A 26,350-nucleotide genomic window follows, 5' to 3' on the forward strand; every position below is an offset into this window, starting at 1 on the left:
TCGACACGCTCAACAACGCCAAGGACATCACGGTGTTCGCGCCGACCAACGACGCGTTCGCGAAGATCCCGAAGGCCGACCTCGACAAGGTCCTGAGCGACAAGGCCCAGCTCACCAAGATCCTCACGTACCACGTGGTGGGCCAGAAGCTGGCGCCCAAGGACCTGGAGAAGGGCTCCTTCGAGACGCTGGAGAAGTCGAAGCTCACCACGTCCGGCTCCGGCGAGAACTACAAGGTCAACGACAGCGCGAACGTGGTCTGCGGCAACGTGAAGACCGCCAACGCCAACGTCTACATCATCGACTCCGTCCTGATGCCCAAGAGCTGACACGACCGCGCGGGCCGCCCGGCGGGACGGCCCGCGTCGAACGGCCTCCGCCGTGCCCGCCCCGCGTGGTTCCTGGGGTGTCCGGGGCGCACGGGCAGGCGGAGACGGGGCGGGTGGGTTGCGGTGCCTGCCCGGCCGGTCGTGTCCGGCGGGCGGGAGCGGCGACGTGCGCGACACGGCGTCACCGCTCCCGCCCGCGCTACTCCCGCGGGGGCCTCAGTGCGAGCAGGCCCCGAACTCCGCGTGCCGCGCCCGCGCCTCGTACACCTCACGCGGGCTGACGTCCCGCCGGGGCAGCGCGGTCCGCCGCACTTCCGCGCGGGCCTGCTTCATGAGCCGCCCGAACTCCTCGTTCGTCATCGCACTCACCTCACCGGGTCAGCAGCCTGTCACTGGTAATCCGTCGCCGCATCCGCACCGGACGGGTGCGGACCCGGATTCGGATTGGCCGACGGCCGCCGGTCCACCGGCCCGGAGCGGAGGCAGAATGCGAAGGCACGGCCGGACGGGCCGGGTGGGCCAGCGCTCGCACGTCACCGGTTCGTCCCCCTATCCTCAGAATCGGCGATATCGCCGGTATTTCCGGTATTGCCGGTTCTGCACTCCAGGGAAGGCGGTCTGCTCGTGCCCAGTGGCCTGAATGCCGACACGGTCGGTCCGGTCGATGTCGCCGTGGTCGCCTTCGAGGGCAACCGCTTCAACGGCGACGTCGCCCCCGCCCTGCGGGAGCTGCAGGAGAACGGCACCGTACGCATCCTGGACCTGAGCTTCATCCACAAGACCGCCGACGGCTCCGTCGACGTCGTCGAGCTGGCGGACGAGGAAGTGGCGGAGCCGTTCGGCCAGGTCACCGACGCACAGTTCGACCTGCTCAGCGACGAGGACCTGCGCACGATCGCGGACAACCTGCCGGCGGACTCGTCGGCGCTGGTCGTGGCCTGGGAGAACACCTGGGCGGCACGGCTCGCGACGGCGGTACGGGAATCGAGCGGCGACCTGCTGCTCTTCGAGCGCGTCCCCCGGGACGCCGTCGCCGACGCGGTCGCCGCGCTCGGCACCGAGTGACGGCGCGCCGTCGACAGGAGGGATCGGTATGCCCCAGCGATTCGGACGCCCCGGCCTTCTGGGCACCATCGCCCGCACCGCGGTGATCTCCGGAACGGCCTCGGCCGTCTCCAACCGCGTCAACCGCGGCATGGCCGAGCGCGACCAGCGCCAGCAGGCCCAGGCACAGGCCCAGCAGCAGGCATGGATGGACCAGGGAGCGGCCCAGGCGGCGGCCCCGCCACCCGCACCGGCCCAGGACCGCGTCGCCCAGCTCACCGCACTGGCCGACCTCAAGGCCCAGGGCGTGCTGACGGACGAGGAGTTCGCCACGGAGAAGGCCCGGATCCTCGGCTCCTGAGCCCCGGCGGAGCCGCTGTCCGCGGCCGAGCCGAGCCCCGGCACCCGGGCCGCCCTCGTACGGCTGGTCGCCGCCGGCGGCCCGCACCCCGAGACCGGCTCGGTCCGCGGCAACGCCGTCCGGACGGCGAAATGCCTCGACCCAGGGCGTGGTGATCGGGGACGCTTCGCACGATGACCAGAATCGATGACACACCGCCCGCGTGGGACGAGCGCACCCAGCTCACCACGTTTCTCGACTACGCACGGGACACCGCCCGCGCCAAGTGCGCAGGCGTCTCCGAGGAGAACGCCCGCACCTCGCTCCTGCCGGGCTCACCACTGATGACCATGAGCGGAGTGATCAACCACCTGCGCTGGGTCGAGTACTACTGGTTCCAGGTGATCTTCCTCGGCGAGGAGGACCGGGCGCCCATGACGGACGAGGACCCCGACCGCGAGATGCGGATCGCCGTCGACTTCCCCCTCGCGCGGCTGCTCGACGAATACGCCGGGCAGAGTGCCCGCTACCGCGAGCTGGTCGCCGGGAACGACCTGGACAAGCAGGCCCGGGGAACCATCCGCGACGGTCTCCACGTCGACCTGCGCTGGATCCTCCTCCACCTCACCGAGGAGACGGCCCGCCACAACGGCCACCTGGACATCCTGCGCGAGCTGCTCGACGGCACGACCGGCAACTAGACCGGTCGACGGCGCCTGGTGGAGGCGTCAGCTCAGTCGCTCGCGCCCACCGCGAGGACGTGCCCGCACTCGAAGAACACCACCCGCACCTCCTGCCGCCCCTCACCCACGGGAAGCGCCATGCAGTCCCCGTCGCGCGAGCACTGCGGACACACCGGGTAAACGGGGAAGAGGGGGCTGCTCCATCCGCCCCTGGGGATGAGGTCGCCCTCGTAGCCGCCCCACCACTCCTCGACGAGCGTCGCCCACTGGGCCTTCGTCATCTCGTGCATGGCTGCCTTCATGGGTCCTCCGTCCCTCTGCGTGCAGGCTATCGCCGGGACGCCGGGCGAGCGGCCGCCATGACGCCGGCCACCGCAACGACGGTGTGGGCCTTGGTGGTTGCCGTCCTCGTCGTGTGGGCCGTCCGTCATGCAGATCGTTGTGACGCTGGACTACCGCCGTGGTTTCGACGGACCGCCCTATCTGAGCTTGGCCGGTCCCGCTCCCGTGCCGGAGATGCGCTGAGCAGGTCAGTCGACTGCTTCTCCCGGAGGCCACCGCAGTTCCATGGCCAAGCTGTCGGGTGCGACAAGGGCCGTGCTCTTGACGACCGTTTCGTCAAACACCGCGTAAGGCCACGCCTCGGCGCTTCCCGGAGCGGCCCCCGTCCCGGAGACAGTGCCCCGCAGCAGCCAACCCGGACCGTCCCGACCGACGAACCGCACGTCCATCACCTTCTGCTCGCTCTCAGGGGTGACAACAGGAACGCGCGCTTGTATCCCAGGCCCTGACGGACCGACAACCTCCTCTGCCGCCCCACCGTCCCGCTGGATGCGGGCCAGCAGTTCGAGCCGGACGGAGCCCCAGGAACGGCCGGCAGACAGACGGAACGCCTGGAGCTGAATCGCCGTCCGGCCCCGCACTGTCGTGACGGCCACCACTGCGCCGCTCTTTTCACTGACGATCGGCAGAAGCCGAACCCCCTCGCCGGCCGGGATCCTCAAACCATCCAGGTCGAAAAAGCCGCCACCCGCATGCCGCCAGCGAACCTCACGCTTATTGGTCACGACGCCCCCGCAGCGCTCGATGAGCACTCAGCATGACGCACCGCTTGTGCGGGAGACAGGGGTGGGATCCGGAGCCGTAGTCACGCAGAGAGACACGCACGCAGAAACAGGTGAGGCGCCTACCGAATCCGGTAGGCGCCTCACCTGCTGTTTTAGCTGCCAGGGCGTTGGAGTGGATCGGTCTCGGATGGCCTTGGGAGGTCTCGGGGAGAGATTCGGCCCCCAGACGGCTGCCAAGGCCACGCCTCTTCCGACTGCTTCCGGTTACTCCGGCTGGTAGGCGCCGACCGCGTCTGCCAGCGGGCGACCGAAGCCCATGTCTCCGGGCGGGATCGGGTTGCCGTCGAGGGAGAGGACCATTTTGGCTTCGTCAGGGCCCGCGCTCAGGGTGCAGGTCACGCCGTGGGTGTCGGCGCGCTCGAACCCGAAGCGGGGGTAGTACGTCGGGTGGCCGAGGACGGTTACGGTGTGCTCGCCTCGGTCCCAGGTGGCGTCAAGTGCCGCCCGGACAAGGGCGGTTCCGATGCCGGAGCCTTGGTGTTCCTGGGGGGGCACGGACACCGGGGCGAGGGTGAGGGTCGGGCTGGTGCCGATGCTCGCCCGGGTGAGGAGGGCGTGGGCGGTGACGGTGCCGTGGTCGTCCTCGGCGACGAGGGAGAGCTCGGGGATCCAGCAGGCGTCGGCGCGCAGGGCGTCGACGAGGTCGGCGCCCTCGGGGGAGCCGAACGCTTGGGTGATGACCTCGCGGACACGGGAGGCATCGGCTGATGTCTCGGTCCTGATCTTCATTGTGGTGGGGGCCCTTTCAAAGTCGTTGTGGTGACGTCGAGTTGACTGGTGGCTCGCGGGGGTGGGCAGGCCACAGGGTGAGCAGCGCGCGGCGGGCGATGCCGGTCCCCGTGTCCTGGAGCGGTCTGAGGGCCAGGCGCACCAGGGCGAGTGGGTTGTCGTCGCCCGCGATGCGGTTGGCGCTGAGCTCGCCGCAGCGCAGGCACTGGTGAATGAGCAGCCACTCGCCGTCGGGGCGCGCGGACAGGGACAGCGCGTCCATGCGGCCCCGACAGGAGGCCGCCCGGTCGCCCGGTATGCGGGCGTCGACGTGCACGCTGGCCAGGCAGGTGGGGCAGTGATTGCGATGCCCCGTGCCGGGCGCGTCCAGCGACACGTCCAGGCGGCAGCCGACGCACTTGAAGTCCTGCGCGCGGTGCCCGCCGTGTTCGTGAAGGACGTCCTTGTGCCGCTGCGGACGGCGGCGTACGGACGTCCGTACGCGGTGCGTGTTGCGTCGCGGCATGCTCACATCCCTCCGAACGCTTCGAGCGGGAAGGGCGGCTCGGCGAGCGGCCGGACGGCCATGCGCATCAGGAGGAGCTGGTTGTCGTCGGCGCAGACCGGGTTGGACGTGAGCTCGTCGCAGCGTACGCAGCGGTGGATCACCATCCAGTCACCGGTGCGCAGCACGGCGATGGAGATCGGCGACATCCGGCCGTGGCAGTCGCTCGGACCGCCCTCGACGTGGTCGGTGACGTGCCGCGAGTGCAGACAGGACGGGCAGAGGTTGCGCCGCGCGCCGTCGGCGGCGGTCGCGGAAACGGTCAGACCGCACCACGAGCAGGCGAAGGTGCTGATCTTGAGCGTGTCGGTGTGCGAGGTGTGCGGGGTGGACACCCGGTGCTCCTTGCTGAGAGGTCAGACATGACAGCAAGAGCAGGCCGAGCGGCCTTACGGCGGACGCTTAGGCGTGACGGCGAGGCGCGCTCGGCGCGGGCCGGGTCATCAAGACACCCTTTCGAGGGCACGAGGCCCAGTCACCGGTCGTACGCGGGTACGTCCCGGTATGCGATCAGAAGTACGCGGTCCAGGCTAAGTGCACGCGCGTACCGGTGGCGAACGATTATTTCTTGCCGGTCCTGCCCCGTCATTCCCTCGGGTGGCCGGGCCCGCCAACTGGAGAGGCATGCGATCAAGCGTGCGATCCATTACTAATTAGAGTTAGTCTAACTTGACTTATCCTAGGGTCGCTGTTGCTGTGGGTGCATGACACGACCCGCGGACCTCTTCGACCGGATCACCGAATGGGCCGACCTGGAGCGCTTTGTCACCTCGCCTGCACCCGGCCTGCGGATCGGAATCCTCTATGGCCGCCGCCGCACCGGGAAGAGCTTTCTGCTGCGCCGCCTGTGCCGGGAGCACGGAGGGCAGTACCACATGGCCCAGGAGGAGGAGCCGCTTCCCGCGCTCCAGCGATTCGCTGATGCGGTCGCGGCGGGCCGCGGACTCGCAGCGGGTCAGTTGCGCTTCCGGGACTGGGACGAAGGACTCCGCACCGCGCTGCGCCCGCTCCCCGCTGCCGGTGGCCGGGCCGCGCCACTCCTGGTGATCGACGAGCTTCCCTATCTGCTCGCGCACGGGCTCGGCGCCCAGATCCCTTCCGCTCTCCAGGCCCTGGTGGACGAGAGCAGAGACGCTCCGGAATCGATGAGCGGCCGGGTGATCCTGTGCGGTTCCGCGCTCGCGGTGATGTCGGACCTGCTCTCCGGAGCCAGGGCCCTGCGAGGCCGCGCCGAACTCGATCTGCTCCTCAAGCCCTTCGACTACCGCACCTCCGCCTCGTACTACGGGATCGAGGACACCGACACCGCTTTCCGCATGTACGCCTGCTTCGGCGGCACCCCCGGCTACCGCGACCTGCTCGGTGGCGCCTCTCCGCAAACCCGTTCCGATCTCGACGACCTGCTGCTCTCCACCGTCTTCAACCCCAGCCACGCACTCTTCGGGGAGGCCGGATACCTGCTGCGAGAGGATCCGCGGATCCAGGACCGGGCGCTGTATCTCTCGGTCCTCGGTGCGGTCGCCGCAGGGGCGACCACCCCCTCCAAGGTCGCCGCCGCAATCGGCCGCGACCAGCGCAGCCTGCACCACCCACTCGATGTCCTGATCACCTCGGGTTTCCTGGTGAAGGACGAGGACCTGCTGCTTCAGCGCCGTCCCGTACTACGCCTGGCCGACTCAGTGGTACGCCTGCACCAGCTGGTCACCGTGCCCCGTATGGCGGCCTTCGAGGAACGCAGGGCAGCCCCGGCCTGGAAGGCCGCCGCACCCACCGTCAGGGCGCAGATCCTCGGCCCGTCCTTCGAGCAGCTCGCCCGCGAATGGACGGCCCGGCATGCCGCGGAGCGCACGAAGGGCGGTCCGACAGGCGAGATCGGCAGTACCGTGGTGAACGACAGTGCCGGCCGTGCGCAGCACGAACTCGACGTCGTGGCCCTCGCTGAGGGAGAGCGCCGACAGGCCGGCGCTCCCGTCATCCGGGCGATCGGCGAGGCCAAGTCGTCCGACCGTGCTCGCACACTGTCCGACCTCGAACGCCTCGACCGGATCAGGGAGTTGTTGGTCGCCCGCGGAGTGCGGGCCGATGGAGCGAAACTCCTCCTCTTCGGTCGCTCAGGCTTCGACGTGAATCTGGCCGAGGCCGCGCACGGACGACCGGACGTGGAGCTGGTGGATCTGGAGCGTGTCTGGCACGGGGAATGAGGCGAGGGCCGCAGAAGAAGAGGGAGCTGTTGTGGGTAGCCGGACCTAGGAATTGGCTCCCCGATCATTCCCGAAAGCAGGTCAGGCCCGGCTCTCCGAGAAGGAGAGCCGGGCCTGACCCGGTACTTCAGCTGTCGGGGTGGCGGGATTTGAACCCACGACCTCTTCGTCCCGAACGAAGCGCGCTGCCAAGCTGCGCCACACCCCGATGTCGTTGCTCCGCTTCCCGCAGTTCCGCAGGTCCTGGCGACGTCGTTTACTTTAGCCCACCGGGGCCCGGAGACGAAATCCGGTTTTGGGGGGACCGGATCCCGGGCCCGATGGGGTCCCCGGTGGTTACCGGGACGGCGCCAGCGTCAGGAGCGTCGCCTCCGGGGGGCAGGCGAAGCGGAACGGGGTGTAGCGGTTCGCGCCGCAGCCCGCGGAGACGTGCAGGTAGGACGTGTTGCCCTCGGCCGTGTGCCGCGACAGACCCTTGACGCGGTCGGTGTCCAGGTCGCAGTTGGTGACCAGGGCGCCGTAGAAGGGGACGCAGACCTGGCCGCCGTGCGTGTGCCCGGCCAGGATCAGCGGGTAGTCGTCCGCGGCGAAGGCGTCCAGGACCCGGAGGTACGGGGCGTGGACCACGGCCATCGAGAAGTCCGGGCCGGTCGCGGGGCCGCCCGCCACCTCCGCGTACCGGTCACGCTTGATGTGCGGGTCGTCCAGGCCCGTGAAGCCGATCTCGACGCCCGACACCTTGAGCGTGCCGCGCGTGTTGGTGAGGTTCAGCCAGCCGGCCTCGTCGAAGCCGTCGCGCAGGTCCTCCCACGGGTTGTGGACGGCGCCGACGACCGGCGGGTTGCCGTTCAGACCGTGGCGGCCCTGCACCTTCTCCAGCAGGTACCGGGCGGGGTTGCGGGGCCGGGGACCGTAGTAGTCGTTGGAGCCGAAGACGTACGCGCCCGGGAACTCCATCAGCGGCCCGAGCGCGTCGAGCACCTCGGGGACGCCCTCCGGGTCGGAGAGGTTGTCGCCCGTGTTGATGACGAAGTCGGGGCGCAGCCCGGCCAGCGAGCGCAGCCAGCGCTGCTTCTTGCGCTGCCCGCCGACCATGTGGATGTCGGAGACCTGGAGGACGCGCAGCGGCTGCATACCGGGGGGCAGGACCGGGACCGTGACGCGTCGCAGGCGGAACGAGCGGGCTTCGAAACCCGCGGAGTAGGCGACGGTGGCGGCGCCCGCCGCCACGACGCCAGCAGAGACCTTCAGGGGAATCCCGTATCGCGCGCGCATGTGTCCCATCGTGTCAGACGGCCGGAGGCCCGGAAATCGGCGGGCGTGACGCCCCGTGCACCTGCGACAATCAAGTCATGACCACGCTCAAGTCGAAGCTGCACGACGACCTCAACGCCGCGATCAAGGGGCGTGACGAGCTGCGCTCCTCGACGCTCCGGATGACCCTCGCCGCCATCACGACCCAGGAGGTCGCCGGCAAGGAGAAGCGCGAGCTCGCCGATGACGAGGTGCAGGCGGTGATCGTCAAGGAGGCGAAGAAGCGCCGCGAGGCGGCCGAGGCCTTCGAGAAGGGCGGGCGTGCCGAGTCCGCCGCCCGTGAGCTGGCGGAGGGCGAGGTGCTCGCCGAGTACCTGCCGCAGCAGCTGTCCGACGCCGAGCTGGAGCAGATCGTCGGGCAGGCGGTCGAGGAGGCGAAGGCGGCCGGCGCCGAGGGCCCCCGCGCCATGGGCCAGGTCATGAAGATCGTGAAGCCGAAGGTCGGGGACCGCGCCGAGGGCGGCCGGGTCGCCGCGGCGGTCAAGAAGCTGCTCGTCGGCTGAGCCCGAGCCACCGCACGGAAAGCGAAAAGGGGCGCCCCCACCGGGGGCGCCCCTTTCAGCTGTGGCCCGAAGGCCAGGTGTGACCCGAAGACGGGATGTGACCCGAAGACCGGCCGTGGCCCGAAGCCCGGCCGTGGCCCGAAGCCCGGCCGTGACCCGGGGACCGGCTAGCGGCCCCAGCCCCCGCCGTTCCCGTTCCCGCCGTTCCCCTGGCCCTGGAACAGCCCGTCGGGGAGGCCGGTGCCGGTGTCGCCCGTGTCACCGGTGTCACCGCCGTCACCCGGCTTGCCGTCGTCCTGGCCCTGGTCGCCGCCCTGGTCCCGGCCCTTGTCCCGGCCCTTGTCCTTGTCCTTGCCCTTGTCCTTGTCGAGGTCCGGGATGTCGACCATGGTGAAGCCCGGTGCCTCCTTGCCCGACAGGGCGCCGGTCATGGCCGACCGCCAGATCGGGCCGGGCGTGTCGGCGCCGTAGACCTTGTCGTGGTACCGGCCGCCGATGGTGATGTTCGTCATCTCGACGCCCTGCGAGGCGCTTCCGACCCAGACGGCGCCCGACAGGTTCGGCGTGTAGCCGACGAACCAGGCGTTCTTGCGGGCGTCCGTCGTACCCGTCTTACCGGCGTTGTCCCGGTCGGAGAGGCCGGCCTGCTGACCCGTACCGGAGTCGGTCACACCGCTGAGCAGCGTATTGATCTTGTCCGCGGTCTGCGTCGACATGGCGCGCGAGCACTTCGACTTCGGGACGGCCAGCGACTTGCCGTTGGCGTCGGTGATCGACGCGATGGCGATCGGGGTGCAGTACGTGCCCTCGTTGGCGAACGCGGCGTACGCGGAGGCCATCGTCAGCGGCGACAGACCCGTCGAGCCGAGGGTCATCGACGAGGGCACCTCGGGCACCTTGTCGCCGTTGCCCTGCACCACGCCCAGCTTGTCGGTCATCTGCACGACCGGGCACATGCCGGTGTCGGCGAGCATCTCCACGAAGTACGTGTTGATGGACTTCTCCATCGCCTCCTTGAGGCGATAGGGGCCGGACTCCGACTCGTTCTCGTTCTCCAGCTTGTAGTTGCCGTCGTTCTTCCACGGCTTGCCGCTGCACGTCTGCACGGTGGCCGGGTACGGCATCTGGTACGGCGCCGGGAACTGCTGCGTGATCGGCGTCCCGTTCTCCAGCGCGGCCGCCGCCAGGAACGGCTTGAACGTCGAACCGGTCGGGAAGCCGTAGTTGGAGCCGTGGTACGCCGAGTTCACCGAGTAGTTGATCGACGTCTCGTTCTTGCCGTAGCCGTACGGCTTCGACTGGCCCATGCCGAGGATCTTGCCGCTGCCCGGCTCGACGAGCGTGACCGCCGTGGCGACCGAGTCCGTCTGGTACACGTTGCTCTTGATCGAGGCCTGCACCGATTCCTGGGCCTGCGGGTCCAGCGTCGTCCTGACCGTCAGACCGCCGCGGCTCCAGAGCTTGGCGCGGACCTCCTTCGTCTTGCCGAAGGCCGGGTCGTTCTTCACGACCTGCTCGACGTAGTCACAGAAGAAGGCGGCGCCCTTGACCGCGGTGATGCAGCCGTTCTGCGGCTTGCTGACCTTCAGGTTCAGGCCCGTCAGCTTCGCCTTGTCGGCCTCGGCCTGCGAGATGTCGTGGACGTCGGCCATGCGCTGGAGCACGATGTTGCGCCGCTTCTTCGCCTCGGCCTCGTCGTTGACCGGGTCGTAGCGGCTCGGCGACTGCACGATGCCGGCGAGGAGCGCGGACTCCTGGACGTTCAGGTCCTTGGCCGACTTGGAGAAGTAGCGCTGGGCCGCGGCCTCGACGCCGTACGCCTGCTGACCGAAGTACGTGATGTTCAGGTAGTTGCTGAGGATCTTCTTCTTGCCGAGATCCTTCTCGATCTGGATCGCGTACTTCAGCTCGCGGACCTTGCGCCCGATCGTCTGCTGGGTGGCCTGCGCCAGCTTCGTCGGGTCGTCGCCCGCCTCCTCCATGAAGACGTTCTTCACGTACTGCTGGGTGAGGGTGGACGCGCCCTGGGCGACGCCGCCGCCCCGCGCGTTCGCGTTGATGGCGCGCAGGATGCCCTTCGCGTCGATGGCCCCGTGCTCGAAGAAGCGGGAGTCCTCGATCGCGACGATCGCCTTCTGCATGTACGGAGAGATCTCGTCGAGCTTCACCACGGTGCGGTCGCGGTCGTAGACCGTCGCGATCTTTCCGCCCTGGGCGTCCAGGATCGTGGTGCGCTGGCTGAGCGGCGGCTGCTTCAGCGCGGCCGGGGTCTCGTCGAATTCCTCGACCGAGCCCTTGGCGGCCAGGCCGAGCGCGCCCGCTGCGGGCAGCGCGATTCCGGCGAGCACGGCTCCCGCGAGCACGCTGACACCGAGGAACTTGGCGGCCTGTTGAGCCGGCGACATACCGCCGCCGTCACCGGCCGAGCGCTTCTTTCCCATGCAGGGCAGCCTACGTTCTGATTCTCCGGACAGGCGTATATGCCTTGGCCTAAGCTGCACTCAACTGTCACAGCAGTGCGGTCTCGTATCAAGACGTGGGACGGCCCCGAAACGTTCCCGGCACTTCTTTCCCTACCTCTGACGTGCCTCTTGTAGTCATTCCCGCGCCTTCCGCGACCCTCCGCGCGAGGCCCGGAAGGTGTCCGAAACCGCCTCGTGTGTCATCCCGCGCCCGTTGTGGCGCAAGCGAACTGTCCCTATTTGCCGGGGTTGTTACGCATGTCTCCCGGTCACTCCGTCGGGTGATCTGCCGCTTACGCATAGTCCGTTCGGGCCATTCAAGATTGGGCCCGAAGGGGGTGTTGCGCTGTGCCCACCTTCCGTAACGTCCTCAACTGGCGGCGGTGAATATGCCGCTGCCGCCGTGGGGGAGCCTCGATTCGGGAGAGGACGGCGCCGGTATGGGCTGGGTAGTCGACTGGAGTGCGCAGGCGGCCTGCCGCACTACCGATCCGGATGAACTGTTCGTTCAAGGAGCAGCGCAGAACCGGGCGAAAGCGGTGTGCACGGGATGTCCCGTGCGGACCGAGTGCCTGGCGGACGCGCTCGACAATCGCGTCGAGTTCGGCGTGTGGGGTGGCATGACGGAGCGGGAGCGCCGCGCACTGCTGCGCAGGCGTCCGACCGTCACCTCATGGCGCCGGCTGCTGGAGACGGCGCGGACGGAGTACGAGCGCAGTGCGGGCCTGCTGCCCGCGGAGCTCGACAACGACGAGACGTACGAGAGGTTCGCCGCCGTCGGATAGGACGGCGCTGCACCCTTTCGTACACACGAGTGCCGGAGCCCTGATCGGCTCCGGGCCGCGACCGCACGGCCGACGTGCGGGCGCGTACGGCTCATTCAGCTCCGGCCGGAGTGCCACCGGCCGCGAGCCGGTCTCCGATGTCCCTGAGGCCTGCCAGGTCGTGCACATCGCCGGGCAGCGCCGCGATCTCGGCCACGGCGACCTCGGGGTGGAGCGCGGTGAAGCGGTCACGCGTGCGCTGTTCACGCGCGACGAGCCGCATCCGCTCGGCGTGCAACCGCAGGAGTCCTGCGGTCAATTGCTCGGTGCTGGGGTCTGCGGGAGTCTCCGCTGCGGCGGGGGAGCCTGACGCGGGATCCGGCGCGGGATCTGATCCGGGGGTGGACTCGGGAGGAGTACGAACCTCTTCCTTCCCGGGCGTCTGATCCACAATGCGGCGCTCGTCAAGATTTTCCGCGGCGGCGAGCGCCCGCTCGGCGGACAGCCGGTCGGCGCCGCTGCCGTGCACCCGGTTCAGCACCAGGCCGGCGAGCGGCATCCGCTCCGCGGCCAGGCGTTCCACGAAGTACGCGGCCTCGCGCAGCGCGTCCCGCTCGGGCGCGGCGACGACGAGGAAGGCCGTGCCGGGCGCCTGGAGAAGCTTGTACGTGGCGTCCGCGCGCGTACGGAATCCGCCGAACATGGTGTCCATCGCGGCCACGAACGTCTGTACGTCACGCAGCAGCTGCCCGCCGAGCAGCTTGCCGAGCGCGCCGGTCATCATCGACATCCCGACGTTCAGGAACTTCATCCCGGCCCGCCCGCCGACCTTCGCGGGGGCCATCAGGATGCGGATCAGCTTGCCGTCGAGGAACGAGCCGAGCCGCTTCGGCGCGTCCAGGAAGTCGAGCGCGGAGCGGGACGGCGGGGTGTCGACGACGATCAGGTCCCAGGTGTCCCGGGCCCTGAGCTGGCCCAGCTTCTCCATCGCCATGTACTCCTGCGTGCCGGCGAAGCCCGCGGAGAGCGACTGGTAGAAGGGGTTGTTCAGGATCGCCTCGGCCCGCTCGCCGTCCGCGTGCGCCTCGACGATCTCGTCGAAGGTGCGCTTCATGTCGAGCATCATGGCGTGCAGCTCGCCGCCGGCCGCGTCGCCGCCCGTCTCGACGCCCTTCACCCGGCGCGGGACGTTGTCGAGGGAGTCGATGCCCATCGACTGGGCGAGGCGCCGGGCCGGGTCGATGGTCAGCACCACGACCTTGCGGCCGCGCTCGGCGGCGCGCAGGCCGAGCGCCGCGGCGGTCGTGGTCTTGCCGACCCCGCCCGAGCCGCAGCAGACCACGATGCGGGTGGCCGGGTCGTCGAGCAGCGGGTCGATGTCGAGCGCGCCTGCCGGGTTCAGCGTCATCGAAGCGGTCCCTCAGATCCCTTGCTGTCGCAGTTCCTCGGCGAGTGTGTACAGACCCGCGAGGTCCAAACCCTCGGTGAGCAGCGGAAGTTCGTGCAGCGGCAGCTCCGCCCCGGTGAGCAGCTCGCGCTGGGCGCGCTCCAGGACGTACCGCTCCGCGTACTCCTCGGCCTGCGCGAGCAGCGGCCCCACGAGCCGCTTCGCGCCGCTGAGCCCGGCCGCCGTCAGGGCTCCGGCGACCTCCGGCGCGACGGACGGCGAACGGGTCAGCGCCAGCGCGGGTTCCCCCAGGAGCGCGGGCCGCACCATGTTCACCATGATCCGTCCTACGGGCAGCTGCGCGGCGCGCAGTTCGGCGACCCCGTCGAGGGTCTCCTGCACCGGCATCTCCTCCAGCAGGGTCACCAGGTGCACCTCGGTCTGCGGGGACTTGATGACCCGCATGACCGCCTGCGCCTGATTGTGTATCGGGCCCATCCGGGCCAGGCCGGCGACCTCGTCGTTCACGTTCAGGAAGCGGGTGATGCGTCCGGTGGGCGGGGCGTCCATCACGATGTAGTCGTACGCGTACCGGCCCTGCTTGTCCTTGCGCCGTACGGCCTCGCACGCCTTGCCGGTCAGGAGTACGTCCCTGAGGCCCGGCGCGATGGTCGTGGCGAAGTCGATCGCGCCCAGCTTCTTCAGGGCGCGGCCGGCGCCGCCCAGCTTGTAGAACATCTGGAGGTAGTCCAGCAGCGCCAGTTCCGGATCGATGGCGAGCGCGTACACCTCCCCGCCGCCGGGCGCGACGGCGATCTTCCGCTCCTCGTAGGGGAGCGCCTCCGTCTCAAAGAGCTGTGCGATGCCCTGCCTGCCCTCCACCTCCACCAGGAGAGTGCGCTTGCCCTTCGTCGCGAGGGCGAGCGCGAGTGCGGCGGCGACCGTGGTCTTTCCGGTACCGCCCTTGCCGCTGACGACCTGGAGCCTGCTCACGTATTCGAGCGTAACCAGAACGCGGCCCGATCACGCAGCAGCCTCCGGAACGACGCACCTGACTTCGGCGGCTACAGTCGCCCTCATGGCTAAGAAGTGGGAGTACGCGACTGTGCCGCTGCTGGTGCACGCGACGAAGCAGATCCTGGACACCTGGGGCGAGGACGGCTGGGAGCTGGTCCAGGTCGTGCCCGGGCCGAACAACCCCGAGCAGCTGGTGGCGTACCTGAAGCGGGAGAAGGGCGCGTGAGCGGCGCGGTCGAGGCGCGGCTCGCCGAGCTGGGCCTGACCCTGCCGCCCGTCGTGCCGCCGGTCGCCGCCTACCAGCCGGCCGTGCGGTCCGGTGTGTACGTGTTCACCGCCGGGCAGCTCCCGATGGTCGACGGCAAGCTGACGCTGACCGGCAAGGTCGGCGCCGAGGTCACCGCCGAGGAGGCCAAGGAACTGGCCCGCGTCTGCGCGCTCAACGCGCTGGCGGCCGTGAAGTCCGTCGCCGGTGACCTGGACCTGATCGCGCGTGTCGTGAAGGTCGTCGGCTTCGTCGCCTCCGCCGCCGACTTCACCGGGCAGCCCGGTGTCATCAACGGCGCCAGCGAACTGCTCGGCGAGGTCCTCGGCGACAAGGGCGTGCACGCCCGCAGCGCCGTCGGCGTCGCGGTCCTCCCGCTGGACTCGCCGGTCGAGGTGGAGATCCAGGTGGAGCTGGTTCCGGAAGCCTGACCCGGACCGTCTCGCGCCCCTGGATGCCGCAGGCATCTCAGGGGCGCGGGGAACTGCGCGACCAGCCCCCACCGGCCGTCGGTCGACAAACCGGCCCTCGAACATCCCGTCGAGTCGGGATAGCCTCCGGCCATGTCCAACGGCCAGTGGTACCCCCCGGAATGGCCCGACCGCATCCGCGCCCTCGCCGCCGGCACCCTGACGGCCGCGACCCCGCGCCGCGCCGCCACCGTGATGCTGCTCAGGGACGCCGTGGAGCCCTCCGGCGGCCTCGAGGTGCACATGCTGCGCAGACGGACGTCGATGGCGTTCGCGGCCGGCGCCTACGCGTACCCCGGCGGCGGCGTCGACCCGCGCGACGACGACCGCCAGGTGCGCTGGGCGGGCCCCTCCCGGCAGACGTGGGCCGAGCGGCTCGGCGTGCCGGAGAAGGACGCCCAGGCGATCGTCTGCGCCGCGGTGCGCGAGACCTTCGAGGAGGCGGGCGTGCTGCTCGCGGGCCCCACCCCGGACACCGTCGTCGACGACACCACCGGCGACCGGTGGCAGGCCGACCGGCAGGCGCTGATCGGCCGCGACCTGTCCTTCGCCGAGTTCCTGGAGCGGCGCGGGCTCGTGCTGCGCTCCGATCTGCTCGGCGCGTGGGCCCGCTGGATCACCCCCGAGTTCGAGCCGCGCCGCTACGACACCTGGTTCTTCGCGGCCGTGCTCCCGGCGGGCCAGCGCACCAGCGACGACTCCTCCGAGGCCGACCGCACCGTGTGGATCCACCCCGCGCGGGCCGCGTCCGCGTACGACCGGGGCGAGTTGACGATGATGCCGCCCACCATCGCGACCCTGCGCACCCTCGCCGCCTACCCGACCGCCCATGACGCCCTGGCCGGGGCCGGGGGCCGCGACCTGACGCCCGTACTGGCGCAGGCCCGGCTGGAAGCGGGCGAGGTGGTGCTGTCCTGGCCGGGGCACGACGAGTTCACCAAGCACATTCCGACCGGCGGGAGCAACTGACCGATGACCGAAGCAGCCGCCCTGCCCGGGCAGCCGCGCGGCGGGGTGCTGTCCGGCCCCGCCACCGCCCGCGCCGTCAACGTGCTCGCGCCGAACGCGTCCGCGATGACCCTCGACGGCACCAACACGTGGATCGTCGCCGAGCCCGACAGCGACCTCGCCGTCGTGATCGACCCGGGCCCGCTCGACGACGGCCACCTGAAGAACGTGATCGGCGTCGCCGAGAAGGCCGGCCGCCGGATCGCGCTCACCCTCCTCACGCACGGCCACCCCGACCACGCCGAGGGCGCGGGCCGGTTCGCCGAGCTGACCGGCACCAAGGTGCGCGCGCTCGACCCGGCGCTGCGCCTCGGCGACGAGGGCCTCGCGGCCGGTGACGTCATCACGACCGGCGGCCTGGAACTGCGCGTCGTCCCCACCCCCGGCCACACCGCCGACTCGCTGAGCTTCCACCTCCCCGCCGATCGAGCCGTGCTGACCGGCGACACCATCCTGGGCCGGGGCACCACGGTGGTCGCGCACCCGGACGGCCGCCTCGGCGACTATCTCGACACCCTGCGCAGTCTGCGCTCGCTCGCGGTCGACGACGGCGTCCACACGGTGCTGCCCGGACACGGCCCGGTCCTGGAGGACGCCCAGGGCGCCGTCGAGTTCTACCTCGCGCACCGCGCCCACCGGCTCGCCCAGGTGGAGACCGCCGTCGAGGACGGGCACACGACGGCCGCCGCGGTCGTCGCGCACGTGTACGCGGACGTGGACCGCTCCCTGTGGCCGGCGGCCGAGCTGTCCGTCCTGGCCCAGCTCGACTACCTGCGCGACCACGGGCTGATCTGAGCCTTTTACCGACCCGTGGCCCAGTCGATCCCGAGCGCGGCGATCCGCTCGGGGTCGGTGATGATGTCGACGCCCACGACCTTGCCCGCCCGGAAGGTGAACCAGCCCACGGTGGCGACCTTGCCGCCGGGTGCCGCGACCATGCCCAGGCCGTCGCCGACGAACGCCGGGTAGGTGTCCGGGGCCATCCGCCCGTACAGCGCCGCCTGACCGGCCACCTCCAGGGCGCCGCGCACCAGCAGCGCGGCCGTGCCCGGTCCCTGGTCGACCCGCAGCAGCACGTCCGGGTCGAGGAGTGCGAGCAGCGCCTCGAAGTCACCGGCGCGGCTCGCGGACAGCCAGGCGTCGATGACCTCGCGCTGGCGGGCCAGATCGGTGTCGGCCGGCGCGGTGGCGCCCTGCACGCGGCGGCGCGCCCGGCTGGCCAGCTGCCGGGTCGCCGCGGGGGTGCGCTCCACGATCGGCGCGAGGTCCTCGAACGGCACGGCGAACATGTCGTGCAGCACGAACGCCAGCCGCTCGGCGGGCGCCAGCGTGTCGAGGACGACCAGCAGCGCGAGCCCCACGGTGTCGGCCAGTTCGGCCTCGTGGACCGGGTCGGCGGGCCTGACCACCGGGTCCGGCAGCCGGAACGTCTCGGCGCCCCCGTCCTCCAGCGGCTCCTCACGGCGCGTGGTCCTGGTCCGCAGCATGTCGAGGCAGATCCGCCCGACGACGGTCGTCAGCCAGCCGCCGAGGTTGCGCACCTCGCCGGCGTCGGCCCGCTGCAACCGCAGCCACCCCTCCTGGACCGCGTCCTCCGCCTCGTTCAGCGACCCGAGCATGCGGTACGCCACAGAGCGCAGCCGCCCGCGCTCCGCCTCGAAACGGGTGGCCAGTTCGGCCTGTGTGGTCATGGTGCGATTCCTCCCCTGTCTCCCCTGATCGCCCTCGGGCGTGTCCTGATCGCCGTCAGGCGCGTTTCGTGCCGTGCACGCGCGCGTACTCGTCCGCGAGCCAGGGCCCGAGCTCCTCGGTGTACATGCGCAGCGCGCCGGGATCCCCGGTGGGCGCGTACCCGGCCGCCGCCGCGGCCCGTATCTGCGGCGCCCACCGCGGGTAGTACTCGGCGAACACCTCGGCCATTCGGTCCAGCTCGCCGGTCCAGCCGTTCCAGCGGGGCATGACGAGGGTGAAGGCCGTGCGCACGAGGCCGCGGGCGACGGTCCGGTCGAGCGCGCGCCGCTCCTCCGCGGTGCTCGCGCGGGCGATCCGCTCGCGCCAGCGGGGCAGGCGTGCGGCCAGGTCCCCGTTGGTCTCACGGGCCAGCCGCGCGGTGGGCCGGTAGCGCGGCAGGTACTCGGCCAGGTCCTCCCCGAGCAGGGGCGTGCACAGACAGGCCACGAACCACCCCATGTCGTACGTCTCGGCCTCGCTCAGCAGCCGCTCCCGGCCGTACACGAGCGTGCTCACGCCGTCGACCTGCGGGAACTCCTTGTCCAGCGCGGCGTCGAGGCTCCGCGCGCCGGCGCGGTCGGCCTCGGTGGGCCCGGCGCGCAGCACGAGCAGCAGGTCGAGGTCGGAGCGGCCCGGCCGCGCGGTGCCGCGGGGCACGGACCCGTACAGGTACACGCTCGTCAGCCGGGCGCCGAAGATGTCGAGCAGCCGGTCGCGGGCGGCGGCCACGACGGGGCGGAAGGGCTCCTGGACACGGCCCAGGGAGCCCTCGCGCGCGATGTATCCCTGGGCGTCGAGCCCCCGGTGCGGATCGGCCATGGGGCCACTGTGCAGGCAAGAGGCGCCCGGAGCACGGCATTTCCGTGGTTCCGCCCCGCGGTTCTACGCCGACGGGTCCCGCCACGAGGTGTGGCGGGACCCGTCGTACGGAGCCTTCAGGGCCGCTGCTCAGCTGCTCAGCGGGAACGCTTCGCGAGGCGCTCCACGTCCAGCAGGATCACGGCGCGCGCCTCCAGGCGCAGCCAGCCGCGGCCCGCGAAGTCGGCCAGCGCCTTGTTCACCGTCTCGCGGGAGGCGCCGACCAGCTGGGCCAGCTCCTCCTGCGTGAGGTCGTGCACGACGTGGATGCCCTCCTCGGACTGCACGCCGAAGCGGCGCGACAGGTCGAGGAGCGCGCGGGCCACACGGCCCGGCACGTCGGAGAAGACCAGGTCGGACATCTGGTCGTTGGTCTTGCGCAGGCGGCGGGCGACGGCGCGCAGCAGGGCGGCGGCCACTTCCGGGCGTGCGTTGAGCCAGGGCTGGAGGTCGCCGTGGCCGAGGCCGAGCAGCTTCACCTCGGTCAGCGCGCTGGCGGTCGCGGTGCGCGGTCCGGGGTCGAACAGCGACAGCTCGCCGATCAGCTCGCCGGGGCCGAGCACGGCCAGCATGTTCTCCCGGCCGTCGGGGGAGGTGCGGTGGAGCTTCACCTTGCCCTCGGTGACCACGTACAGGCGGTCGCCGGGGTCGCCCTCGTGGAACAGGGCGTCGCCGCGTGCGAGGGTCACCTCACTCATGGAGGCGCGGAGCTCCGCGGCCTGCTCGTCATCGAGCGCCGCGAAGAGCGGGGCGCGCCGCAGAACGTCGTCCACGAGTTTCTCTCCTATGTCGCCTGCAGTGTGGGAAACGGTCGGGAAAGCCTTTCCCGACTGCCCATTTTGCCGGACGGTCCAAACAGTGTGATCAGTCACTCAGCTACAAGTCTGCCGCACCTGCGTCACAACCCGAGGGGGAGGGGGCCAAACGGGGGCCGATCCAGTGGCTCCGGGGCGGATGTCGGTGCCGGGCTTTAGGCTGGCCGGGTGTCCAAAAAGCCGGTGACAGCGCAGGCGGCGGGGGCCGGAGCGGGATCGGCCGCCCCTGATTCCGCTGTGGGCGAACATGCCCGTACGGAGGCCGTGGCCTGCGCCGTTCCGGTTGCCGCAGAGCCCGGTTCCGCACAGGGGAAGGCCGCTCAGTAGATGCCCGCGAAGAAGAAAGCGGCGCCCGCGAAGGCCGCGCCCGCGAAGGCCGTGTCCAAGAAGGCCGTGCCCGCGAAGGCCGTCGCGAAGAAGGCCGTCGCCAAGCCCGAGTCGCGTACCGCTCTGGTCCGCCGCGCCCGCAGGATCAACCGCGAGCTCGCGGAGACGTACCCCTACGCCCACCCCGAGCTGGACTTCGAGAGCCCCTTCCAGCTGCTGGTCGCCACGGTGATGTCGGCCCAGACGACCGACCTGAGGGTCAATCAGACGACCCCGGGCCTGTTCGCGAAGTACCCGACCCCGGAGGACCTCGCGGCGGCCGTGCCGGAGGAGGTCGAGGAGCTGATCCGGCCGACCGGGTTCTTCCGGGCGAAGACCAGGTCGATCATGGGCCTCGCCAAGGCCCTGTCGGAGGAGTTCGACGGCGAGGTCCCGGGCCGCCTCGAGGACCTGGTGAAGCTGCCCGGAGTGGGCCGCAAGACGGCGTTCGTGGTGCTCGGCAACGCGTTCGGACGGCCCGGCATCACGGTCGACACCCACTTCGGCCGGCTCGTGCGCCGCTGGAAGTGGACGGAGGAGACCGATCCGGACAAGGTCGAGAAGGCCGTCGGCGAGCTGTTCCCGAAGAGCGACTGGACCCAGCTCAGCCACAACGTGATCTTCCACGGCCGCCGGATGTGCCACGCGCGCAAACCGGCCTGCGGCGTCTGCCCGATCGCCCCGCTCTGCCCGGCGTACGGCGAGGGCGAGACGGACCCGGAGAAGGCGAAGAAGCTGCTCAAGTACGAGAAGGGCGGCTTCCCGGGCCAGCGGCTCAACCCGCCGCGGGGGTACCTGGAGGCGGGCGGCATCGCGGCCCCGCCCCTGGGCGGTGCCACGTCCGGGTGACGGACCCGGAGGACGGAACGAAGAGGGGGCGGTCGGGCGTTGGGTCCATCACGACAGGTACGGGGGCGGCGATGAAGCACGTGAGCGAAGTCAGCGGAATCAGCGGGACGAGTGGCGCCTCGGACGGGAGCGGCGCTCCGGACGTCACCGTGCGCACGGACGGCCTGCCCGGCTGGCTCGACCCCGTCGCCGACGCCGCCGCCACGCTCAGCGGCGACCAGCTCAGCCGGTTCCTGCCGCCCAAGGACGGCGCGGGCCGGCAGTCCGCGGTGCTGATCCTGTTCGGCGAGGGCGACCGCGGCCCCGAGCTGCTGCTCATGGAGCGCGCGGGCTCGCTCAGATCGCATGCGGGCCAGCCCTCGTTCCCCGGCGGCGCCCTCGACCCGGAGGACGGCGACCCGCGCACCCAGGGCCCGCTGCGCGCCGCCCTGCGCGAGGCCTGGGAGGAGACCGGCCTCGACCCGCACGGCGTCCAGCTCTTCGGCGTGCTGCCCAAGCTGTACATCCCGGTGAGCGGATTCGTCGTCACGCCCGTACTGGGATGGTGGCGGACGCCCACACCCGTCGCGGCGGTCGATCCGGCGGAGACGGCCCGGGTCTTCACGGTCCCGGTGGCCGACCTCACCGACCCGGCCAACCGGGCGACGACGGTCCACCCGAGCGGTCACCGCGGCCCGGCCTTCCTCGTGGAGTCGGCGCTGGTGTGGGGGTTCACCGCGGGCGTGATCGACAGACTGCTGCACTTCGCGGGCTGGGAGCGGCCGTGGGACCGGGAGAACACGGTGCCACTCGACTGGCGCTCATGACAGGGTGGTCGCCGTACTGTGCGATGCCGGTGACTGCGATGTGAGGCGAGGCGTGACGAGGCGGGGCGTGACGAGGGCGGGGCTGTAGACGGTGAACGTGCTGGACATCCTGCTGCTCGCCGCAGCCGTGTGGTTCGCGGTCGTCGGCTACCGCCAGGGCTTCGTCGTCGGCATCCTGTCGGTGATCGGCTTCCTGGGCGGCGGCCTCGCCGCGGTCTACGCGCTGCCCCTGCTGTGGGGCGCGCTCACCGACGACGCGACCGTCTCGACCACCGCCACGGTCGTCGCCGTGGTCGTCGTCATCGTCTGCGCCTCGGTCGGCCAGGCCTTCACCACCCACCTGGGCAACAAGCTGCGCCGGTACATCACCTGGTCCCCGGCCCGGGCGCTGGACGCGACGGGCGGCGTCCTGGTCAATGTGGCGGCGATGCTGCTGGTGGCGTGGCTGGTGGGTTCCCTGCTCGCCGGGACGACGCTGCCGACGCTCGGCAAGGAGGTGCGCGGCTCCAAGGTGCTGCTCGGTGTCTCCCGCGCCCTGCCGACCCAGGCGGACTCCTGGTTCGCGAACTTCACCACCACCCTCGCGCAGAACGGATTCCCCCAGGTCTTCAGCCCGTTCGCGAGCGAGCCGATCACCGAGGTCCGCCCGCCCGACCCGGCCCTCGCGAACAGCCCGGTCGCCGCGCGCGCCCAGCGCTCCATCGTCAAGGTCGTGGGCCAGGCGCCCAGTTGCGGCAAGGTCGTGGAGGGCACCGGTTTCGTCTTCGGCCCCCGCCGCGTGATGACGAACGCGCATGTGGTGGGCGGCGTCGACGAACCCACCGTCCAGATAGGCGGTGAGGGCGTGAAGTACGACGCGAAGGTCGTCCTCTACGACTGGAAGCGCGACATCGCGGTCCTGGACGTGCCGTCACTGAAGGCGCCCGCGCTGAGTTTCGCGCGGACCGACGCCGAGCGCGGCGGCGGCGCGATCGTCGCGGGCTTCCCGGAGAACGGCTCGTACGACGTGCGACCCGCGCGCCTGCGCGGCCGGATCGACGCCAGCGGACCCGACATCTACCACCGGGGCACGGTCGAGCGCGACGTGTACTCGCTCTACGCGACGGTGCGTCAGGGCAACTCGGGCGGCCCGCTGCTGACCCCGGACGGCAAGGTCTACGGCGTGGTCTTCGCGAAGTCCCTCGACAACGACGAGACGGGCTATGCCCTGACGGCCGACGAGATCGGCGCCGACATCACCGGGGGCCGCACGGCGACCCAGCAGGTGGACACGGACGCCTGCGCGCTCTGACGCCCCGGACTGCCGTGCCGGGAAAGGGAGTTCAGCTGCGGCTGGTGTGCCGCAACCGCGCCGACATCCAGCGGGCCCGACGCCGCAGGATGCGCGGAATGCCCAGCCGGGGATCGTGCGCCGGATCGTCCTGCGGCGCTCCCCTCCGGGGTGAGCCCAGCGTCATCGCTGGGCGGCGGTTCCGTGCTGCGTCACTGTAATCGTGCGTCCAGCCCATACCTCGACGTGTGCCCGTGCCCCATGGTCGGTAACCTCCCCCACCGCCCCCAAATTGGCGTATGCGGCAGGCATTTGGCTGTTCGTAGGACAGGTGTTCCCGCCCGCATACGGGGCACTCACCGAGCGTTCACGGCCGGTCACTCAGCGGGCCTACCGGTCGGGCTCGGGGTCCTTCAGCCAGTTCACGAGTTCCTTGGAGAACGCCTCGGGGTCCTCTTCGTGCGGGAAGTGTCCGAGGCCGTCGAACAGCCGCCAGCGGTACGGCGCTTCGACGTACTCGCCGGACCCGGCCGCGCTCCGGGTGCGCATCACGGGGTCGAGGGAGCCGTGCAGATGCAGGGTGGGCACCCGTACCGGCCGCTTCATGCGCCGGTTGAACTGGATGCCGTCGGGCCGGGCCAGCGAGCGGACCATCCACCGGTACGGCTCGATCGAGCAGTGCGCCGTCGACGGGATGAGCATCGCCCGCTGATAGGTCCGCACGGTCTCGTCGTCGGGCTGCCGGGGTCCCGACCAGTCCCGTACCAGCTTGCCCACCAGTGCTCCGTCGTCGGCGACGAGCTGACGCTCCGGCAGCCACGGGCGCTGGAAGCCCCAGACGTAACTGCCCGAACGCGACTGGCGGTAGTCGGCGAGCATGGCCGAGCGCCAGCGGCGCGGGTGCGGCATCGAGGACACCGCGAGCCGGCGCACCAGCTTGGGCCGCATCACGGCCGCCGTCCAGGCCAGATAGCCGCCGAGGTCGTGGCCCACCAGCGCCGCGTCCGGCTCGCCCAGCGACCGCACCACACCGGTGATGTCGAGCGCCAGGTTCGCCGGGTCGTAGCCGCGCGGCGTCCGGTCGCTGCCGCCCACGCCCCGCAGGTCCATGGCGACGGCCCGGAAACCCGCGTCGGCCAGCGCGCCGAGCTGGTGCCGCCACGTCCACCAGAACTGCGGGAAGCCGTGCAGCAGCAGAACCAGTGGTCCGTCACCCATTTCGGCGATGTGGAACCGCGCGCCGTTGGCGGCGACGTCCCGGTGGAGCACTTCTCTGGCGCCGGGGACGTCCAGACGTACGACAGAAGCGGGCGGCTGTGCGGCCGAAGGAGTGGCGGGGTCCGTCATGAAGACGAGCGTGCCACAGCCTCGATGGCCTCGGGGACACGGTCGCCGGGCGTCACCTCGCGGGGGTGCGGCTTGGCGTGCTGGAGGACGCCGGCCGTCTCCTTGAACGACGCGGCGACCTTCTGCGGGCCCTTGCCCTTCTTGGCCTTCTTGGCGAAGACGACGCCGATCAGGCTGAGCAGGATCGCGAGGGCCACGCTGGCGCTGAAGGACAGCAGGAAGCACCAGGCGAGGTTCCAGCCGCCTCGGCCGTTGAAGCCGCCGGTCCAGGCGTTGATGGCGTAGGCCAGGGCGAAGCTCAGCATGGGCAGCGAGAAGACCAGTACGGCCACGGCCACGGTGAACATGCCACCGCTGGTCGCCCCGCGCTTCACGTCCTGCTTGAGCTGTGCCTTCGCCAGGGCGATCTCGTCGTGCACCAGTGCGGACATCTCGGTCGTCGCCGAGGCGAACAGCTGGCCGATGCTGCGTTCGGCGCCGACCGGGCTGCCGTCGGGTGCGCTCATCGCGTACTCCCTGTTGTTCTGTCGGTGCTCCGTATGTGCGGACTCGTTGTCAGATCATGCCGGACGCTCGTCCTCGTCGCCTGCCCCGGCCGCCGTTTCGGCAAGCCTGCGGTGTTCGGCGGCTTTCCTGTCGTAGATCTCGGCCATCCTCAGGTGGTACTCCGGGTCGTCCTGTTCGTAGATGTCGGGGATGCCGTCCTGGTCGTCGTCGCGCTCCTCGGTCTCCCACAGGGCGCGGTACTTGGCGTTCCGCAGCTTCAGCAGCACGGTGCTGAGCACGGCCGCGATCAGCGAGCCGACCAGTACCGCCGCCTTGACCTCGTCGGTCAGCAGCGGGTCGTCGGTGAAGGCGAGTTCGCCGATGAGCAGCGAGACGGTGAAGCCGATCCCGGCCAGCGAGGCGACGGCGAACACGTCCGCCCAGGCCAGCTCGTCGGGCAGGGACGCCCGGGTGAACCGGGCCGTCAGCCACGTACCGCCGAAGATGCCGACGGCCTTGCCGACGACGAGACCGAGCACCACACCGAGCGTCTCCGGCCGGGTGAAGACATCGCCCAGGGCGCCGCCGGACACCGCGACACCGGCGCTGAACAGTGCGAACAGCGGTACGGCGAGTCCCGCCGAGAGCGGGCGGACCAGGTGTTCGATGTGCTCGCCGGGGGAGTGGGTCTCGCCCTCCTCGCGGTGGCAGCGCAGCATCAGGCCCATGGCGACACCGGCGATCGTGGCGTGGATGCCGCTGTTGTACATCAGGCCCCAGATGACCAGGGCGAGCGGCACGTAGACGTACCAGCCGCGCACCCGCTTGCGCAGGAGCAGCCAGAAGACCGCGAGGCCGACGAAGGCGCCCGCGAGGGCGACGAAATCGAGGTCGCTCGTGAAGAAGACCGCGATGATCAGGATCGCGAAGAGGTCGTCGACGACGGCGAGGGTGAGCAGGAAGGCGCGCAGGGCGCTCGGCAGCGACGTCCCGATGACGGCGAGCACGGCGAGCGCGAAGGCGATGTCGGTGGCGGTGGGCACCGCCCAGCCGGCCAGGGAGCCGCCGCCGGTGGTGGCGACGACGGTGTAGACGATCGCGGGCATCGCCATGCCGCAGAGGGCGGCGACGACCGGCAGTGCGGCCGCCTTCGGGTCGCGCAGATCGCCCGCGACCAGCTCACGCTTGAGTTCGATGCCGGCGACGAAGAAGAAGACCGCGAGGAGGCCGTCGGCCGCCCAGTGCGCGACGGAGAGGTGCAGGCCGAGCGTGGACGGGCCGAAGTGGACGTCGCTCACGGTCTCGTAGCTGTTTCCGAACGCCGGTACGTTCGCCCAGATCAGGGCGGCGACGGCGGCGGCGAGGAGCAGGACGCCGCCGACGGTCTCGGTGCGCAGCGCCTCGGCGATGAAGTTCCGCTCGGGCAGGGAGATCCGCCCGAGTACGGTGCGATCGCTCTTGCTCTGCTTCTGGGGCGCTGCCACGGGGGGACCTCCGGTCGGGTACGGCTGATGACATCGCCGACCAGACTTCCCGGCACACCCTGTGAACTTCATGGCGCGTTCTTGACGCGTTCTTCACCCTACCGGGTGTACCCGAGACGTACCTGGTGATCATCACCCTACGCACGAAACG

Annotated in this window: 31 protein-coding genes and 1 tRNA gene; 14 read left to right on the top strand and 18 right to left on the bottom strand. The window is 70.8% G+C overall.

The window, feature by feature from the left end:
* A partial coding sequence (locus tag ABZ930_RS29385; RefSeq protein ID WP_361554124.1) for a fasciclin domain-containing protein occupies positions 1-329 on the top strand: 329 nt, incomplete at its 5' end.
* A 216-nt stretch (positions 330-545) separates the two neighbouring features.
* Here ABZ930_RS29385 and ABZ930_RS29390 read toward each other — a convergent pair.
* Positions 546-689 carry a hypothetical protein gene (locus ABZ930_RS29390; RefSeq protein WP_361554127.1) on the bottom strand — a complete coding sequence of 48 codons (144 nt, stop codon included), beginning with the start codon at positions 687-689 and terminating at the stop codon, positions 546-548.
* A gap of 264 nt (positions 690-953) precedes the next feature.
* Between ABZ930_RS29390 and ABZ930_RS29395 the strand changes: the two genes are divergently transcribed.
* From ABZ930_RS29395 to ABZ930_RS29405, 3 genes are all read left to right on the top strand, one after another.
* Positions 954-1,394 carry a DUF6325 family protein gene (locus ABZ930_RS29395; protein WP_361554130.1) on the top strand — a complete coding sequence of 147 codons (441 nt, stop codon included), beginning with the start codon at positions 954-956 and terminating at the stop codon, positions 1,392-1,394.
* 28 nt (positions 1,395-1,422) lie between these two features.
* Positions 1,423-1,734 (top strand): SHOCT domain-containing protein, encoded by a 312-nt coding sequence (locus ABZ930_RS29400; protein ID WP_361554133.1) that lies wholly within the window; start codon positions 1,423-1,425, stop codon positions 1,732-1,734.
* Positions 1,735-1,907: 173 nt separating this feature from the next.
* Positions 1,908-2,414, top strand: a complete 507-nt coding sequence (locus ABZ930_RS29405; RefSeq protein WP_361554136.1) for a DinB family protein — start codon at positions 1,908-1,910, stop codon at positions 2,412-2,414.
* A 32-nt stretch (positions 2,415-2,446) separates the two neighbouring features.
* Here the strand turns inward: ABZ930_RS29405 and ABZ930_RS29410 are convergent, their stop codons facing one another.
* The 5 genes from ABZ930_RS29410 to ABZ930_RS29430 form a co-directional block, all read right to left on the bottom strand.
* Entirely contained in the window at positions 2,447-2,698 is a 252-nt protein-coding gene (locus ABZ930_RS29410) for a hypothetical protein (RefSeq protein WP_361554139.1), read from the bottom strand.
* 228 nt (positions 2,699-2,926) lie between these two features.
* Positions 2,927-3,490, bottom strand: coding sequence for a DUF3710 domain-containing protein (locus ABZ930_RS29415; RefSeq protein WP_361554142.1), 564 nt, complete (start codon positions 3,488-3,490; stop codon positions 2,927-2,929).
* Between the two features lie 237 nt (positions 3,491-3,727).
* Positions 3,728-4,252 (bottom strand): N-acetyltransferase, encoded by a 525-nt coding sequence (locus ABZ930_RS29420; protein ID WP_361554145.1) that lies wholly within the window; start codon positions 4,250-4,252, stop codon positions 3,728-3,730.
* A gap of 16 nt (positions 4,253-4,268) precedes the next feature.
* Positions 4,269-4,757, bottom strand: coding sequence for an RNHCP domain-containing protein (locus ABZ930_RS29425; protein WP_361554148.1), 489 nt, complete (start codon positions 4,755-4,757; stop codon positions 4,269-4,271).
* A gap of 2 nt (positions 4,758-4,759) precedes the next feature.
* Complete coding sequence (locus ABZ930_RS29430) at positions 4,760-5,131, bottom strand: RNHCP domain-containing protein (RefSeq protein WP_361554151.1); 372 nt, start codon at positions 5,129-5,131, stop codon at positions 4,760-4,762.
* Positions 5,132-5,500: 369 nt separating this feature from the next.
* On the opposite strand from ABZ930_RS29430, the gene ABZ930_RS29435 reads away from it, so the two are divergent.
* Positions 5,501-6,997 (top strand): ATP-binding protein, encoded by a 1,497-nt coding sequence (locus ABZ930_RS29435; protein ID WP_361554154.1) that lies wholly within the window; start codon positions 5,501-5,503, stop codon positions 6,995-6,997.
* A 134-nt stretch (positions 6,998-7,131) separates the two neighbouring features.
* Here ABZ930_RS29435 and ABZ930_RS29440 read toward each other — a convergent pair.
* Positions 7,132-7,205, bottom strand: a tRNA-Pro gene (locus tag ABZ930_RS29440).
* Between the two features lie 128 nt (positions 7,206-7,333).
* Entirely contained in the window at positions 7,334-8,272 is a 939-nt protein-coding gene (locus ABZ930_RS29445; protein WP_361554157.1) for a metallophosphoesterase, read from the bottom strand.
* Between the two features lie 77 nt (positions 8,273-8,349).
* Between ABZ930_RS29445 and ABZ930_RS29450 the strand changes: the two genes are divergently transcribed.
* Complete coding sequence (locus ABZ930_RS29450) at positions 8,350-8,814, top strand: GatB/YqeY domain-containing protein (protein ID WP_361554160.1); 465 nt, start codon at positions 8,350-8,352, stop codon at positions 8,812-8,814.
* A gap of 167 nt (positions 8,815-8,981) precedes the next feature.
* Here ABZ930_RS29450 and ABZ930_RS29455 read toward each other — a convergent pair whose 3' ends face one another.
* Positions 8,982-11,255, bottom strand: a complete 2,274-nt coding sequence (locus ABZ930_RS29455) for a transglycosylase domain-containing protein (RefSeq protein ID WP_361554163.1) — start codon at positions 11,253-11,255, stop codon at positions 8,982-8,984.
* Positions 11,256-11,716: 461 nt separating this feature from the next.
* On the opposite strand from ABZ930_RS29455, the gene ABZ930_RS29460 reads away from it, so the two are divergent.
* Entirely contained in the window at positions 11,717-12,061 is a 345-nt protein-coding gene (locus ABZ930_RS29460; protein ID WP_181512524.1) for a WhiB family transcriptional regulator, read from the top strand.
* Positions 12,062-12,152: 91 nt separating this feature from the next.
* Here the strand turns inward: ABZ930_RS29460 and ABZ930_RS29465 are convergent, their stop codons facing one another.
* Together ABZ930_RS29465 and ABZ930_RS29470 are read right to left on the bottom strand one after the other, a co-directional pair.
* Positions 12,153-13,448 carry an ArsA family ATPase gene (locus ABZ930_RS29465; protein WP_361554167.1) on the bottom strand — a complete coding sequence of 432 codons (1,296 nt, stop codon included), beginning with the start codon at positions 13,446-13,448 and terminating at the stop codon, positions 12,153-12,155.
* A 12-nt stretch (positions 13,449-13,460) separates the two neighbouring features.
* Entirely contained in the window at positions 13,461-14,420 is a 960-nt protein-coding gene (locus tag ABZ930_RS29470; protein ID WP_361554170.1) for an ArsA-related P-loop ATPase, read from the bottom strand.
* A gap of 85 nt (positions 14,421-14,505) precedes the next feature.
* Between ABZ930_RS29470 and ABZ930_RS29475 the strand changes: the two genes are divergently transcribed.
* The 4 genes from ABZ930_RS29475 (at position 14,506) to ABZ930_RS29490 (ending at position 16,982) form a co-directional block, all read left to right on the top strand.
* Positions 14,506-14,670 carry a DUF4177 domain-containing protein gene (locus ABZ930_RS29475; protein WP_361554173.1) on the top strand — a complete coding sequence of 55 codons (165 nt, stop codon included), beginning with the start codon at positions 14,506-14,508 and terminating at the stop codon, positions 14,668-14,670.
* A complete protein-coding gene (locus tag ABZ930_RS29480; protein WP_361554176.1) occupies positions 14,667-15,140 on the top strand; it encodes a RidA family protein in 474 nt (157 codons plus the stop codon). The genes ABZ930_RS29475 and ABZ930_RS29480 overlap by 4 nt, the downstream gene beginning before the upstream one ends.
* Positions 15,141-15,272: 132 nt before the next feature.
* Positions 15,273-16,148, top strand: coding sequence for an NUDIX hydrolase (locus ABZ930_RS29485; RefSeq protein WP_361554179.1), 876 nt, complete (start codon positions 15,273-15,275; stop codon positions 16,146-16,148).
* A gap of 3 nt (positions 16,149-16,151) precedes the next feature.
* Positions 16,152-16,982: an MBL fold metallo-hydrolase gene (locus ABZ930_RS29490; RefSeq protein WP_361554182.1), complete on the top strand. Its 831-nt coding sequence runs from the start codon at positions 16,152-16,154 to the stop codon at positions 16,980-16,982.
* Positions 16,983-16,987: 5 nt separating this feature from the next.
* On the opposite strand, the gene ABZ930_RS29495 is transcribed toward ABZ930_RS29490, so the two are convergent.
* From ABZ930_RS29495 to ABZ930_RS29505, 3 genes are all read right to left on the bottom strand, one after another.
* Positions 16,988-17,878, bottom strand: coding sequence for a sigma-70 family RNA polymerase sigma factor (locus ABZ930_RS29495; RefSeq protein ID WP_361554185.1), 891 nt, complete (start codon positions 17,876-17,878; stop codon positions 16,988-16,990).
* A gap of 55 nt (positions 17,879-17,933) precedes the next feature.
* Positions 17,934-18,737: a nucleotidyltransferase domain-containing protein gene (locus ABZ930_RS29500; RefSeq protein WP_361554188.1), complete on the bottom strand. Its 804-nt coding sequence runs from the start codon at positions 18,735-18,737 to the stop codon at positions 17,934-17,936.
* Positions 18,738-18,874: 137 nt separating this feature from the next.
* Complete coding sequence (locus tag ABZ930_RS29505) at positions 18,875-19,549, bottom strand: Crp/Fnr family transcriptional regulator (RefSeq protein WP_016642758.1); 675 nt, start codon at positions 19,547-19,549, stop codon at positions 18,875-18,877.
* A 369-nt stretch (positions 19,550-19,918) separates the two neighbouring features.
* Here ABZ930_RS29505 and nth point away from each other — a divergent pair, with 369 nt between their 5' ends.
* The 3 genes from nth to ABZ930_RS29520 all read left to right on the top strand — a co-directional run bounded on the left by nth (position 19,919) and on the right by ABZ930_RS29520 (position 22,903).
* Positions 19,919-20,806 (top strand): endonuclease III, encoded by an 888-nt coding sequence (gene nth, locus ABZ930_RS29510; RefSeq protein WP_361554191.1) that lies wholly within the window; start codon positions 19,919-19,921, stop codon positions 20,804-20,806.
* A 71-nt stretch (positions 20,807-20,877) separates the two neighbouring features.
* Entirely contained in the window at positions 20,878-21,612 is a 735-nt protein-coding gene (locus ABZ930_RS29515; protein ID WP_361554194.1) for a CoA pyrophosphatase, read from the top strand.
* A 91-nt stretch (positions 21,613-21,703) separates the two neighbouring features.
* A complete protein-coding gene (locus ABZ930_RS29520; protein ID WP_361554197.1) occupies positions 21,704-22,903 on the top strand; it encodes a MarP family serine protease in 1,200 nt (399 codons plus the stop codon).
* A 31-nt stretch (positions 22,904-22,934) separates the two neighbouring features.
* Here ABZ930_RS29520 and ABZ930_RS29525 read toward each other — a convergent pair whose 3' ends face one another.
* From ABZ930_RS29525 to nhaA, 4 genes are all read right to left on the bottom strand, one after another.
* Positions 22,935-23,120, bottom strand: coding sequence for a hypothetical protein (locus tag ABZ930_RS29525; protein ID WP_361554200.1), 186 nt, complete (start codon positions 23,118-23,120; stop codon positions 22,935-22,937).
* Between the two features lie 152 nt (positions 23,121-23,272).
* Entirely contained in the window at positions 23,273-24,229 is a 957-nt protein-coding gene (locus ABZ930_RS29530; protein WP_361554203.1) for an alpha/beta hydrolase, read from the bottom strand.
* Complete coding sequence (locus ABZ930_RS29535; RefSeq protein ID WP_361554206.1) at positions 24,226-24,735, bottom strand: phage holin family protein; 510 nt, start codon at positions 24,733-24,735, stop codon at positions 24,226-24,228. The genes ABZ930_RS29530 and ABZ930_RS29535 overlap by 4 nt, the downstream gene beginning before the upstream one ends.
* A 54-nt stretch (positions 24,736-24,789) precedes the next feature.
* Positions 24,790-26,199, bottom strand: coding sequence for a Na+/H+ antiporter NhaA (nhaA, locus tag ABZ930_RS29540; protein ID WP_361554208.1), 1,410 nt, complete (start codon positions 26,197-26,199; stop codon positions 24,790-24,792).
* Positions 26,200-26,350 lie beyond the last annotated feature (151 nt).

This window comes from Streptomyces sp. NPDC046716, assembly GCF_040645755.1.
In the GTDB taxonomy this organism is placed as follows: Bacteria; Actinomycetota; Actinomycetes; order Streptomycetales; family Streptomycetaceae; genus Streptomyces.

Coding starts and splice junctions, on each gene's coding strand:
- ABZ930_RS29390 (WP_361554127.1), bottom strand. CDS start 689: ATGACGAACGAGGAGTTCGGGCGGCTCATGAAGCAGGCCCGCGCGGAA.
- ABZ930_RS29400 (WP_361554133.1), top strand. CDS start 1,423: ATGCCCCAGCGATTCGGACGCCCCGGCCTTCTGGGCACCATCGCCCGC.
- ABZ930_RS29405 (WP_361554136.1), top strand. CDS start 1,908: ATGACCAGAATCGATGACACACCGCCCGCGTGGGACGAGCGCACCCAG.
- ABZ930_RS29410 (WP_361554139.1), bottom strand. CDS start 2,698: ATGAAGGCAGCCATGCACGAGATGACGAAGGCCCAGTGGGCGACGCTC.
- ABZ930_RS29420 (WP_361554145.1), bottom strand. CDS start 4,252: ATGAAGATCAGGACCGAGACATCAGCCGATGCCTCCCGTGTCCGCGAG.
- ABZ930_RS29425 (WP_361554148.1), bottom strand. CDS start 4,757: ATGCCGCGACGCAACACGCACCGCGTACGGACGTCCGTACGCCGCCGT.
- ABZ930_RS29435 (WP_361554154.1), top strand. CDS start 5,501: ATGACACGACCCGCGGACCTCTTCGACCGGATCACCGAATGGGCCGAC.
- ABZ930_RS29445 (WP_361554157.1), bottom strand. CDS start 8,272: ATGCGCGCGCGATACGGGATTCCCCTGAAGGTCTCTGCTGGCGTCGTG.
- ABZ930_RS29450 (WP_361554160.1), top strand. CDS start 8,350: ATGACCACGCTCAAGTCGAAGCTGCACGACGACCTCAACGCCGCGATC.
- ABZ930_RS29455 (WP_361554163.1), bottom strand. CDS start 11,255: ATGGGAAAGAAGCGCTCGGCCGGTGACGGCGGCGGTATGTCGCCGGCT.
- ABZ930_RS29460 (WP_181512524.1), top strand. CDS start 11,717: ATGGGCTGGGTAGTCGACTGGAGTGCGCAGGCGGCCTGCCGCACTACC.
- ABZ930_RS29465 (WP_361554167.1), bottom strand. CDS start 13,448: ATGACGCTGAACCCGGCAGGCGCGCTCGACATCGACCCGCTGCTCGAC.
- ABZ930_RS29475 (WP_361554173.1), top strand. CDS start 14,506: ATGGCTAAGAAGTGGGAGTACGCGACTGTGCCGCTGCTGGTGCACGCG.
- ABZ930_RS29485 (WP_361554179.1), top strand. CDS start 15,273: ATGTCCAACGGCCAGTGGTACCCCCCGGAATGGCCCGACCGCATCCGC.
- ABZ930_RS29490 (WP_361554182.1), top strand. CDS start 16,152: ATGACCGAAGCAGCCGCCCTGCCCGGGCAGCCGCGCGGCGGGGTGCTG.
- ABZ930_RS29495 (WP_361554185.1), bottom strand. CDS start 17,878: ATGACCACACAGGCCGAACTGGCCACCCGTTTCGAGGCGGAGCGCGGG.
- ABZ930_RS29500 (WP_361554188.1), bottom strand. CDS start 18,737: ATGGCCGATCCGCACCGGGGGCTCGACGCCCAGGGATACATCGCGCGC.
- nth (WP_361554191.1), top strand. CDS start 19,919: ATGCCCGCGAAGAAGAAAGCGGCGCCCGCGAAGGCCGCGCCCGCGAAG.
- ABZ930_RS29515 (WP_361554194.1), top strand. CDS start 20,878: ATGAAGCACGTGAGCGAAGTCAGCGGAATCAGCGGGACGAGTGGCGCC.
- ABZ930_RS29525 (WP_361554200.1), bottom strand. CDS start 23,120: ATGGGCTGGACGCACGATTACAGTGACGCAGCACGGAACCGCCGCCCA.
- ABZ930_RS29530 (WP_361554203.1), bottom strand. CDS start 24,229: ATGACGGACCCCGCCACTCCTTCGGCCGCACAGCCGCCCGCTTCTGTC.
- ABZ930_RS29535 (WP_361554206.1), bottom strand. CDS start 24,735: ATGAGCGCACCCGACGGCAGCCCGGTCGGCGCCGAACGCAGCATCGGC.